The 12,016-nt window shown below is 41.7% G+C and carries 9 protein-coding genes; 6 read left to right on the top strand and 3 right to left on the bottom strand.

Features of this window, described 5'->3' with window-relative positions:
• Positions 1 to 102: 102 nt before the first annotated feature.
• Both HWQ36_RS13670 and HWQ36_RS13665 read right to left on the bottom strand, forming a co-directional pair.
• On the bottom strand, positions 103 to 726 hold the full coding sequence (locus HWQ36_RS13670) for a hypothetical protein (protein ID WP_292703377.1): 624 nt from the start codon (positions 724 to 726) through the stop codon (positions 103 to 105).
• A 130-nt stretch (positions 727 to 856) separates the two neighbouring features.
• Positions 857 to 1,108, bottom strand: a complete 252-nt coding sequence (locus tag HWQ36_RS13665; RefSeq protein WP_292703375.1) for a hypothetical protein — start codon at positions 1,106 to 1,108, stop codon at positions 857 to 859.
• 150 nt (positions 1,109 to 1,258) lie between these two features.
• On the opposite strand from HWQ36_RS13665, the gene HWQ36_RS13660 reads away from it, so the two are divergent.
• From HWQ36_RS13660 to HWQ36_RS13640, 5 genes are all read left to right on the top strand, one after another.
• Positions 1,259 to 1,963: a response regulator transcription factor gene (locus HWQ36_RS13660; RefSeq protein ID WP_292703373.1), complete on the top strand. Its 705-nt coding sequence runs from the start codon at positions 1,259 to 1,261 to the stop codon at positions 1,961 to 1,963.
• 128 nt (positions 1,964 to 2,091) lie between these two features.
• The gene (locus tag HWQ36_RS13655) at positions 2,092 to 3,639 is read left to right on the top strand and encodes an ATP-binding protein (protein WP_292703370.1); all 1,548 of its coding nucleotides are present in this window, start codon (positions 2,092 to 2,094) and stop codon (positions 3,637 to 3,639) included.
• 96 nt (positions 3,640 to 3,735) lie between these two features.
• Positions 3,736 to 4,206: an N-glycosidase gene (locus HWQ36_RS13650; RefSeq protein WP_292703367.1), complete on the top strand. Its 471-nt coding sequence runs from the start codon at positions 3,736 to 3,738 to the stop codon at positions 4,204 to 4,206.
• A 1,232-nt stretch (positions 4,207 to 5,438) separates the two neighbouring features.
• Positions 5,439 to 8,252: a GAF domain-containing protein gene (locus HWQ36_RS13645; protein ID WP_292703364.1), complete on the top strand. Its 2,814-nt coding sequence runs from the start codon at positions 5,439 to 5,441 to the stop codon at positions 8,250 to 8,252.
• A 729-nt stretch (positions 8,253 to 8,981) separates the two neighbouring features.
• Complete coding sequence (locus tag HWQ36_RS13640; RefSeq protein WP_292703361.1) at positions 8,982 to 9,752, top strand: hypothetical protein; 771 nt, start codon at positions 8,982 to 8,984, stop codon at positions 9,750 to 9,752.
• A 223-nt stretch (positions 9,753 to 9,975) separates the two neighbouring features.
• Here the strand turns inward: HWQ36_RS13640 and HWQ36_RS13635 are convergent, their stop codons facing one another.
• The gene (locus HWQ36_RS13635; RefSeq protein WP_292703357.1) at positions 9,976 to 10,830 is read right to left on the bottom strand and encodes a PhnD/SsuA/transferrin family substrate-binding protein; all 855 of its coding nucleotides are present in this window, start codon (positions 10,828 to 10,830) and stop codon (positions 9,976 to 9,978) included.
• 182 nt (positions 10,831 to 11,012) lie between these two features.
• Here HWQ36_RS13635 and HWQ36_RS13630 point away from each other — a divergent pair, with 182 nt between their 5' ends.
• Complete coding sequence (locus tag HWQ36_RS13630; protein WP_292703354.1) at positions 11,013 to 11,927, top strand: DUF3365 domain-containing protein; 915 nt, start codon at positions 11,013 to 11,015, stop codon at positions 11,925 to 11,927.
• Positions 11,928 to 12,016: the final 89 nt, after the last annotated feature.

Here is a 12,016-nt window from a genome sequence, read left to right as displayed (position 1 = left end):
GGAAGCAGGGGGAGAAAAAAAAGCTTAACCCAAGCGTATTGACCTCTACCCTATCGCTAAAGCCGAACATTCCAGTTATGGAGCCGACTGGGAATAACTAAACTACCGATTTGTAGGAGGTGCTGGCTGATCGCTTGGAGGATGAGGCGGAACACCCAACGCATCTTTTAACTGTTGTTCAGTAACTCCTAACTTCGCCGCAGCCGCCTTAAAATCAGGTCGAGGTGGGCGCTGATTGCGATCGCCTGTGGGAGGATGAGCAGGGACACCCAACGCATCCTTTAACTGTTGCTCGCTAACTCCTAACTTGGTAGCAGCCGCCTTAAAATCAGGTCGAGGTGGACGCTGATTGCGATCGCCTGTGGGAGGATTAGCAGGGACACCCAACGCATCCTTTAACTGTTGTTCAGTAACTCCTAACTTGGTAGCAGCCGCCTTAAAATCAGGTCGAGGTGGGCGCTGATTGCGATCGCCTGTGGGAGGATTAGCAGGGACACCCAACGCATCCTTTAACTGTTGTTCGCTAACTCCTAACTTTGCCGCCGCAGCCTTAAAATCGGGTCGATGTGGGCGCTGTTCACCTTCTGGTCGTTGGTTAGGTGGTTGTTGTGCCTGTGCAATTTGAGGGAATTGATTAGCGGCATTTGCCTGATTGAGTGAAATAAAACCAAATGTGCCAACCAGAACGGGAATCGCTGTTACAACTAGTATTCTACGAATATTCATTATCATTTTCCAAAAGATAGATCGTTTACATTTCTGATTTAACCGAACCAAAATTACAGTTTGCCCTGCTTGTAAATTACAATTTTGTAATTTTGAGGAAGAAAGGGTGCTGCAATTAACGGTTATTATGTTATACACGATTTTGAACCGCGCCCTGATTATGATTTTGGGGATGTTGGGGAGGACGCTTTTTCTGATTTAGAAGGGGTTTAGAATGTTTAATCTGTGGTTTTTTATCAGATATTTGTGGTCTTTGATGTTGAGAAATCTGTGCATTCCGATTGGATGGATTAGCGGCATTTGCTTGATTTTGTACACCAAAACCGAATGTACCAATCAAAAAAGGAATCGCTGCTACGGCTAACACTCGACGAATATTCATATAAATCAACCTGCAAAAGGTAAGGTGTTCATATTTCTGATTAAGCCACCTCAAAATTACAGTTCACTTGCTTTCTAAATTACAGTTTTGTAATTTAAGTAGAAACGTAATGAATCTAAAATGGAACAATGTATAAACTAATAAATACTTGTGAACGTTCTATTTGTCGAAGATGAAGCGAAAATTGCTAACTTCGTCCGGGCTGGACTGAAGGAGCAGGGATTTGTTGTAGACTACTGCGACAATGGTGATGAAGGATATCTGCGGGCATTAGAAAATGAATATGATGTTCTTGTCCTCGACATTATGATGCCGGGGAAGGATGGACTATCGATCTTAAAACTCTTGCGGCGGCAAGGTCGGAATGCACCGGTAATTTTGTTGACGGCTCGGAATGAACTAGACGATCGCTTAGAAGGGCTAAATTTGGGAGCCGATGACTATATCGCTAAACCGTTTTTTGTGGAAGAGTTAGCGGCTCGAATTCATGCCGTTGTCCGCCGGAGTGTGAGCGATGTCTACGACGGGCTACGCCTACGCCAAAATCTCCTTAGCGTTGGGCCCATCAAACTAGATCGCATCACCAGGGAAGTCACTTGCGATCGCCAAGCCATAGAACTTACCAGCCGCGAGTTCAATCTTCTAGAGTATCTGATGCGCTCTCCCGGACGGGTTTTCACCCGTACCCAAATTCTGGAGCATGTTTGGGGCTACGACTTTAACCCCAACACTAACGTCGTAGATGTTTGTATCCAGCGAATTCGTAAAAAAATTGACCCCATTGATGAAGCAGTGTGGATTGAAAGCATTCGAGGAGTTGGATATCGGTTTCGCAAACCAGAGTCTAGCTCTTAAACAATTCGTAATTCGTATTATGTTTTGTGAGGGGGATTTAAACCCTCAGTCCGCAGAGAAATAATTCCGATACAAACGGATTTGATATCAACATTCAATTACGAATTACGAATTACGAATTACGAATTATGATAAAGCTTCCTTCGTTTCGCCTCCGAATTGCCCTATTGTCTGCGGCTCTAGCTGGAACCACATTAGTAGGTTTTGGCGCAGTCTCCTGGTTTCAGATTTACAATGCTAAAATTAGCCGTCTTGATGCAGAACTGTTAAATCACTTGATGCGGGCAACTCCGAAATTGCCACCACGGGGGGAACCTCCTGAAAATCAGGGCAAAGAAAGCCGACCCTCACGATGGCAATTTTACGAAGATTCATTATCTGATGCCTTCGGAACCAATACAAAAACCCCCATTGCCATACTGGTGCTTGATGCAAACGGTAACATCCTTTATCAATCTAACTCCCTACCTGCCGACGTTGAGGTGAATCGTCTGCTGCTTGAGCTTCTTCAGTTGATACCTTTACCACCACCCCCGCAAAGAGAATCACCGCCACCCTTTCTTCGTCCACGTCCACCTCAATTTGTCACTGAACAGACAGCAAAAGCAGCTTGGCGGATTGGAGCAACTAAATTTCCCAATGCTCAGGTTGGCATTGCTGTGAATCTGCAAGCCGTCGATCAAGAAATGGCTATCATTCAGAATATTTTCCTGGTTTCAATTCCGGGATCGCTCCTCCTGGTTGCAGTCGGTGCATGGTTAGTTTCTGGTGGTGCTTTGCGTCCTATCCATCAATTAACAGGTGTTATTCAACAGGTAACTGTCAAAGGACTAGATCAACGCATTCCCATTGGAACAACTGATGTTGAATTTGTCGAGTTGATTCAGGTATTTAACCTGATGTTGGAACGCTTGGAACGCAGTTTTACCCAAGCTTCCCGCTTTAGTGGTGATGCGGCTCATGAACTAAAAACCCCACTGACTATTTTACAAGGCGAACTAGAACGAACGCTGCAACAGGTCGATCCTGGAAGTGAAGTACAACAGCGCTTAAGTAACCTATTGGATGAGGTACGCCGCCTAAGTGGAATTATACGGAAACTCTTGTTGCTATCTCTGGCAGATGCCGGAAAAATGAGCTTGTATCTGGTTGAGGTGGATATGTCTGAGTTGCTGAAGGAGATGCTAGAAGATGTGGAAATGCTGGCTCCCCACTTGACTGTGCAAACTGACTTTGCTGATGGACTACGCTTACAGGGCGATCGCGATCTTCTGATTCAAGTTTTGCAAAACCTGTTCAGTAATGCTATAAAATACAATCTCGCCAACGGCTGGATAAAAATTCGCACTCATCAAACTCAAACAACTCTCCACGTCACAATTGCCAATGCATCCAAAGATATTCCAGTAAGCGATGCCTACGGCGCACGTGAACGCGATCGCATTTTTGACCGCTTCTATCGCGGCGATCCGGCTCGAACCCGTAACATAGAAGGCATCGGACTAGGACTCAGCCTAGCCCGTGAAATTGCCAGGGCACATCATGGCGACCTCACTCTTGATTCAACATTTGGTCAAACAGCTTTCACCCTCACCTTACCTATGAAGGGGGCAGGGAGCAGGGGGCAGGGAGCAGGGGGTAGGAAAACTGACCTTTGGAAGAACTGCCTTCTTTGATAAAGTAACAGAATTTAGAATCCTTATAAGTTCGGTTTTGGGTTGCAATTCTCACAAATCAAATAGGATTGCTATATATGAAAGAGCAATTTTCAAATGACCATTTACTTTTATAAGGTTTGGCAGCCTTATGGCTGTTTTTCTAACTTTTCTCCCCACGAAATCCACATCCAGGGCGCTTGCTGGGCAACGGTTGAGCATTATTATCAAGCGCAAAAGTTTGTTGGCAGCAAAGATGCGGCAATTATACCCCTCATCCATGCCGCCGCCACCCCAGAAGAAGCTGCCGCGTTGGGAAGATGTAGCACTCGCCAACTCCGTCAAGACTGGGATTTGGTCAAAACTCAAACTATGCGAGAAGCTGTACTCAAAAAGTTTCTCACTCATGCTGATATTAGAGAAGTTCTGCTGAAGACAGGCGATGAGCTTTTGGTTGAAGACTCCCCAACCGATTCTTTTTGGGGTTGTGGTGCTAATAAAGCTGGTCAAAACCACCTCGGTAAAACTCTCATGAGTGTGCGTGAAGAAATCCGTAATTTACTATCTTTAACGGGAATTTACGAATAATTTCATCAAAATAGTTACATTCAACATAAAATCAGTAATTAGACAGGGAATATTAAAATTCTCCAGTCCAAATTATTTGAAAAAGTCGTTATTAATTGAAGAAGAATTCAGCTATTCTGACCGGAGGCGGAGCCAAAGACGTTTCCGTTGTTCCGGTCAGAATCAATACTTCGGCTTACCTCGACTCCGCTCGGCACGAGTCGCTCAGTAACCATCAGTCGGGGATTTAGACCCGCGATGGTTACTGAGCGTAGCCGAAGTACTATCTTGTTGACCACCAAATTTCCTTGTTTTGTGTGCGTGCAAAAACGCCGATTATTCATCCGCTTTTTCGTACAGAATTCATTCTATTCGCGGGTTGTGTAGCATGGCTTTTTACCCCGCTTCCATTCTTCTCCCCGAAACTGAGAGAGGCTTTGAAACCCAGTTTTAGTTTTTCTCTGCTTGTATAAAACCACCCTGCTTTTTAAGGGGGTTTAGGGGGGATCTAAAAGTACCTAAAGTTACAGCGAAACACTTTTCAAACAACCTCTAAGGCTTTGGGACTTGCAATAACTATCGCTATTGCAAATATTAAGAAATATCTAGCTAATGTAGAGCTTTTTAAGGGGAGCCACTGCGGTCTTTGCGGAGCTTTTGGGGAAAAAAATGGTAAAGAAAATAAGGCAATGATGAATATATTATTTAAGTAAAAATACTGAAATAATTTAATGATTAAGAATATAAAATCAATAAGTGTCAATGATTAAACTTTTATTTACTTTAAACTTGAAAGGATGTTTGGAAAGTCTCTAATGATACACCAAGTGGTTTGATATATCCCTAAATTAACTTTGCTAGGACTAAGGGAATTAAGCAAAATATCTAATACTTTTCAAATACCCTTTAATCCATTTATAAAAAAATTGCAACAGATGTACGCCCCTCGCAATGCCTTTGTCGCAAAAATTTATCGAGGAAGGCAGTTCAAGAGTGAGGAAAAATGCATTCTCTCAAGTACCGCAAGCAGACGGGTCTTGGGTTTAAGACAAGAACACTGTTGCGTCAGCTTCCCGCTTTCTTACGAGAGTTCAGGGCTGCTAAATCAGTAGAGGTCGAATCCCCTACTGTACTCCTTCTGCCTCGTGCCTCCTTCAATGAAATGGAATAAAAATCAAGGCATTGTAAATTGAAAATTCTCATTAGGGACAATTATAAGAAAAACTATACTTCAGTTATGGTGTACATAAACAATGACATCTACCGATAAACAAAAGAGGTTTGAGCAAAGCATAGACCAAGAAAGTTTACTGCACCGGATGATCAAACAGATCAGGCGATCGCTCGATCTTCAAGAAATATTAACAACTACCGTTACTGAAGTACGGTTATTTTTACGTGCAGATCGAGTCAAAGTGTATCGTTTTGATCCTGATGGTAATGGTGAAGTCATTGCTGAATCTATTTATAACGAGCGTCTGCCATCCTTGTTGGGGTTGCGCTTCCCAGTTCATGATATCCCCGAAGCGGCCAGAGAGATGTTTTTGTTAGCGGGGCAACGTTGTATTGTCGATGTAGCAAACGAGAAAATTGGGCTATCACCTCTACAATCAACAGAAACTGGCAAACGCCTACAAACTAATATCTACTATCGGCAAGTAGACCCGTGCCATATTCAATACTTAAAGGCAATGGGGGTGCAATCTTCCTTTGTAGTGCCAATTTTAGATTGCGATCCCCAAGAACAATCAGCAAACCCTAAATTGTGGGGATTGTTGGCATCTCACCACAGTGAACCGCGAAAGATTTTGAAGCGGGAAATAAAAGTATTGCAGCAAGTTGCCGATCAGGTTGCGATCGCGATCGCTCAAAGTAATCTACTCACCGCCGCCCTTACCCAGCAAAAGCAAGAAGCTACTATTAACCGAGTTACCAGACTATTGCATAAACTACCAACAATCCAATTGCAAGGAGCTATTGAAGAAGTTATTACCGCATTCAGTGGAGTAGGTGGCAGGCTTTACATTGAAAAGAGTCGGGAACTATACACCTGGGGCAATCAACCCACATTACCCTACGAATTAGATAGCAGCATTATTGAACAGCATCCTACATGGCAAAACTGGATGGCTGAATGTAAACCAGGTAATATTTGGGCAACTGCTGACCTATATAAAGAACCGCATTTGCGAGTTTTAGCTTTAGCATTCCGTTCTACTCAAATTCGGGGACTGATGGTGATTCCCCTGCATTACCGGGAACAATTTATCGGTGTATTAAGCATTTTTCGCGCTGAATTTGAAACGGAAATCTTGTGGGCGGGACAGTGCGAACAAAATCGGCGGCAACTTCTACCCCAGCTTTCTTTTGAGGTTTGGCGAGAGCAAAAAAAGGGGCAAGCGCCTGAGTGGAAACCGGAAGACATGACATTGGCACAAGCTTTGTACGATCATTTTTCAATGGCTATTCAGCAGCAGCAGGGATATAAAGAGGTACAAGCCCTGAATGCCAACTTAGAACTGCGGGTGCAAGAACAAACTGCTGAACTCGAAAAATCATTACTCCTCACCAAGGTAATTAAGCAAATAACAGAACAGATCCGCAGGACATTGGATTTGCAGACAACCCTGCAAACTATCGTCTCCGAAGTTCGCTCACTACTAAATTCAGACCGGGTAGTAATTTTCCAACTGAACAGTAAATCGGTGATTGTGGAAGAGATTAATGGCAACTGGCGGTCAGCTTTGGGAATGAAAGTACAACCGGAATCCTTTTATGATGACTATGACCCCATATACCATCATGGCAGGGTAAGGGCAATTAACAACGTTGCAACTACTTCTTTAAGTGATTCTTATCGAGAGTTTTTAGAGAGTCTACAAGTGCAAGCAAACTTAATAGTTCCGATTAATATGGGTATGGAACTATGGGGTTTACTAATTGCTGATGAGTGTAGCGCTCCCAGAAATTGGCAGGATACAGAAATTGATTTATTGCAACAGCTAGGAGATCAGGCTGCGATCGCTATTCAACAAGCACAACTCTATGAACAAACCTGTAAAGCCGAAACTGAAGCCAGAAATAAAGCTACACAGTTAGGACATACTCTACATGAACTCCAAGAAACACAAACAAGATTAATTCAAACCGAAAAAATGTCCGGCTTAGGACAGTTAGTCGCGGGTATCGCTCACGAAATCAACAACCCCGTTAACTTTATCTACGGTAATCTGTGCCACGCCAGTGACTACATCGAACAACTGCTAGAGATTTTACGCCTCTACCAACTACACTATCCCGATCCTCATGGTGAAATTAGGGCTGCGATCAAAGCAGCGGATTTTGAATTTTTGGTAGAAGACTTGCCAAGAATCATTACCTCAATGCAAGTAGGAAGCGATCGCATCCGTTCAATAGTGCTGTCGTTACGCAATTTTTCCCGCTTGGATGAGGCTGAAAATAAGCGCGTTGACTTGCATGAAGGCATTGACAACACTTTATTAATTTTACAACATCAGCTGAAAGCTAATGATGAATTCCCAGGCATTCAGGTAATCAAAGACTATGGCAATATCCCAACAGTAGAATGCTATGCCGGCCAAATGAATCAGGTATTCATGAATATTTTCAGCAATGCCATAGATGCTTTAGAAATGGGGAATGGGCAATGGGGAACTTGTACTGAGCGACTTGTGCCGAGCGAAGCCGAGGTAAGTCGAAGTATGGGGAACTGGGAAATGGGGACTGAAGATAAAGAGGATAAGTTATACCCAATGCCTACTATCCACATTTCCACTAGAATCTCAGCAGATAACTCTCGTCTATTGATTCGTATTAGTGACAATGGGCCTGGAATGACTCTAGAGGTAAAAAAGCGAGTTTTTGACCCATTTTATACTACTAAACCTGTAGGTAGTGGTACAGGATTAGGATTGGCAATCAGCTATCAGATTATTGTCGAAAAACATGGTGGAATAATGGAGTGCATTTCAGAACCGGGCATTGGTACAGAGTTCTGGATTGAAATTCCCGTCAAGCCTCCAGCTAAAATAGTTCACTCAAGGTAAGCTAACTGGCTAAGGCTGTCATTTGTCACTTGTACTGAGCGACTTGTGCCGAGCGAAGTCGAGGTAAGTCGAAGTATTGGTCATTTGTAAGGGTTTTAAGCCTATTTGCGTTTCGTAACATACTTAGGTTTTTTCGCGCCAATTTACTTACCTTATTTTCAGAATGTTAGTTTCAAAACTTAAAATTTGAATTAGCAATTACTTGATTCATCCAAAAGGTTGATGATATTTTTTTTAATAGACTAACGAAAAGATTTATAATTTATCCTATTATCAGAATATATTAACTTTGATTACACAATCCTTTAAAGGTAAAGTTTCGTTGCAAAAAAAAACCCTCCCATCCATGAGTGATAATCTAATAATCGAAGCTAATAAATAAGCTTCCCTGGCAGATATAACAGCTGCATTTGGAATCGTGAGTAAGAGGTAAAAGACGCTGTTGAACTTACATCTGTCTCGTCAAAACACAGCAACACCCAACACGAAAACTGCTATTTTCTCAAATGTGGAAGATTAGGGGGCGCTGTAACTAGTTTTCATAACTTGTTTGTTTAGACAAGTGAAGAAAGTTAGTACATCCCTGTATCTGATAAACAACAAGAGAAGATAGTTCAGCGAGTAGAGGCTTGGGTGTTGTTGTGTTTAAAGATAAGTCTAAGATATGGACTTGTCTTGGTGTAAGATTATACTAAGTTAAATAGTGAAAAATAATTTAAATAGCGCCTTATGTCAATTATTGCGCTCAGAGCGTGGTATCTACAAGATTACGAGCCGATTCCAGAACTAGAAAAACGTCCGCCAGACATTCGCTTGAGCAAAAAAAGCCTGCTCAGATCGGCATTAAGAGCAGACTTTTTAGAGGAAAGCGACGAAGTTAAGAACTCAACTTGGTTTGGGCGCTATCTAGAAGGGGAAAATATTGAATTTTATATTGAAGGAAGTGGTGGCTATTGCGTCGCCAACATTGACTTAATTAGTCATGAAATTTATTTTACCAAACAGGCACTGTTGGCTCAGTTAGAACCAACGATTTTTTTATCCTATCAAACTGAGTATGTTACTGCCACGAATGCTCTCAGAGAAGAACTGCGAAAAAGTTTGGAAAGTTTAAACCTGCGATCGCGCCTTCCTCTAACATTAGTAGAATCCTCTCGCCCCAGTGGTGCTACTGTACGGATTAACCGCACAATCATGCGAAAAATCCGTAAGAGCTTGTTATTTATCGCTGACACCACACCCATCGCTAGTATTGAAGGTAAAGAAACCCCCCAACTAATTCCCAGTCCCAATGTCTGTATTGAGATTGGCTATGCTATCCAAAGTAAGCGATCTGAACAGATTGTATTAGCACAAATGCAACGTCCAGATATTGAAGGACAATTTCCCTTCGACTTACCCACACAGCAAATTTTGCAATTTCAAGACACCACAGAACTAAATAAAATCTTGACAGGAACAATTCAAAACCAGTTAGCAAGATTCAAATTGTTTTTTTGAGATATAGGTGTTAGCATTTGGCATTTCTTAATAAAACCTGAGTTCGATAGATTCTGAAGAACCCTGCTTCCATTCCTCTCTCCGTTTCGGGGAGAGGCTTAAGAACCTACTTTTTGCGTTGCTCCTCCCTTTCCGCTTCGGAGAGGGAGGCTGGGAGGGAGAGGTCTGTCGAATTAACGTTAATAAATAACAAACGACAAATGACAAATGACAAATACTAATCTCAAAATAAACGAACCGGTTTATTTTGCAGCTTAGAAGTAATAGAGCTTACCCGATCAACCACAGAAATCATGTATTTGTAATCTGGTACTTGTCCATTGGGTACATACCCCACTTCTTGGGCTAAACCAGAAGGCACATCACTCATGACTTTGCGGATGAACTCTTGACGGTTACGTTCCACATTCGGGCCAATCAAGACCACACCTAATGGTACATAGTGAGGGTCTTTAAATAGTATGCGGAATTCGGTGGGGGCCAACTGTGAACCGTAGAGAGACAATTCCGCCTCAGAGACAGCACAAGCGATCGCTTTTCCTTGAGCGACCAATTCCAGCGCGGCTTTAGGTGTGGGTGCAAATAGGATCTCTGCTAGTGTTGTACCATAAAGATTGTAAAGAGGAAAATAATATCCTGTTGCTGAACCTAATTGGCCTAAAGCCACTGTTTTACCTTGCAGTTGCTTCAATTCGGTAATTGGATTGTCTTTGCGAACAACGAAAATTGAGCGCAAATTATTAATACCTACTAAAGGAAACAGAGGAGCATATTGGTGCCGTGCGATCGCAATAGCCGCTAAACCAGGTGGAGCAAATACCAATGACCAAGCACGAGCGTCAAGGCGCTCAACCGCTCTATTTTCATTAAAAACCGGCTCTAGCTGAATGTATGAGTTTGTTTTTTCACCCAAATAACTATTAAATTTAGCATATTGATTAATTATCTGTTCGCCTCCACCATAATTGAGAACACCAACAGTTAACGTACCCTCAAAGTCGTTTTGTGGCTTGCAGGCAGCAAATGTAAAACCTAGCAAATGAAACAGAAATAAACGCCGGGGAAATCGCAAAAACATCACTAATTATTGGTTAAGGAAATAACTTGGATTTCAGAAATAATTTAGATAAGTTTGACTGCTGCCTAAATAGGTTATATTGCAGCCAAAAATTAATATTTATTTAAATATTGTTGAGATGCTTTCTAACAGGTATAAATAAATATTAGACAAACTCAGATACCACCTTCGTTGGTTAGGTTATGTTAAACAACATTACATTAAAAAACCTAAAAATAGGTGCTAAATTTAACCTACTTTTAATATTAGTTTTCATAATCAGTATTGTGGGAAGTGGCGTTGCCTTATCCAGTGTACTTCAGGGTAGAGCGCAAAATGAAGTAACTTCTCAAGCGCAGATTCTCATTCAAATGGTGAACGCGGTTAGAGATTATACACAAAATCGGATAGATCCCTTGTTAGAACCTAGACTAGATACTAACCCAACATTCATGCCTGAAGTCGTACCAACTTTTTCTTCTAAAGAAGTGTTTGAGAATTTTCGTAAAAAGCCTGAATTTAAAAACTTTTTTCATAAAGATGCAACACTTAATCCAACAAATTTAGTCGATAAAGCTGATAACTTTGAAACTCAACTTGTAGAACGTTTTCGCAACGACTCCCAAACTCAAGAAATTACAGGCTTTCGGAACTTGTCAGAAGGCGAAGTATTTTACATAGCGCGACCATTAAAGATTACACAACAGAAATGTCTGCGATGTCATTCTACACCAGATCAGGCTCCTAAGAGTCAGTTGGCAACTTATGGCTCAGAAAATGGTTTTGGCTGGCAACTTAATCAGATTGTTTCTGCTCAAATCATCTCTGTTCCTTCCCAAGAGATTTTTGCCAATGCCAAACGGACTTGGATATTGGTCATGGGACTTTTAATTACTATCTTTGCGATCGTAGTTTTCTTAATTAACTTCTTAATCAAAAAATATGTGATTCAGCGCATCAGAAGAATTGAAAAAATAGCTCAAAAAGTTAGTGTTGGTGATATGAGCGCTGATTTTGAAGAAAGCTCTAATGATGAGATTGGCGGGTTAGCAGAAGCATTTAATCGGATGAAAGCTAGCTTAAAAATAGCGATGGAGATGTTGAATAACCAAAGTTGATAATTCGTAATTCGTAATACTTCGGCTACGCTCAGTACAAGTTCGTAATTCGTAATTTATGGTGAGGAAAACGCAATCAATATTTAAAA

Origin of the sequence: Nostoc sp. NMS2 (genome assembly GCF_017115105.1) — a bacterium.
GTDB lineage: Bacteria > Cyanobacteriota > Cyanobacteriia > Cyanobacteriales > Nostocaceae > Nostoc.
Note: the sequence above shows the minus strand (reverse complement) of the source record. Positions and strands in the feature narration are given on the sequence as shown.

Coding starts and splice junctions, on each gene's coding strand:
- HWQ36_RS13645 (WP_292703364.1), top strand. CDS start 5,439: ATGACATCTACCGATAAACAAAAGAGGTTTGAGCAAAGCATAGACCAA.
- HWQ36_RS13650 (WP_292703367.1), top strand. CDS start 3,736: ATGACCATTTACTTTTATAAGGTTTGGCAGCCTTATGGCTGTTTTTCT.
- HWQ36_RS13635 (WP_292703357.1), bottom strand. CDS start 10,830: ATGTTTTTGCGATTTCCCCGGCGTTTATTTCTGTTTCATTTGCTAGGT.
- HWQ36_RS13655 (WP_292703370.1), top strand. CDS start 2,092: ATGATAAAGCTTCCTTCGTTTCGCCTCCGAATTGCCCTATTGTCTGCG.
- HWQ36_RS13665 (WP_292703375.1), bottom strand. CDS start 1,108: ATGAATATTCGTCGAGTGTTAGCCGTAGCAGCGATTCCTTTTTTGATT.
- HWQ36_RS13670 (WP_292703377.1), bottom strand. CDS start 726: ATGAATATTCGTAGAATACTAGTTGTAACAGCGATTCCCGTTCTGGTT.
- HWQ36_RS13640 (WP_292703361.1), top strand. CDS start 8,982: ATGTCAATTATTGCGCTCAGAGCGTGGTATCTACAAGATTACGAGCCG.
- HWQ36_RS13630 (WP_292703354.1), top strand. CDS start 11,013: ATGTTAAACAACATTACATTAAAAAACCTAAAAATAGGTGCTAAATTT.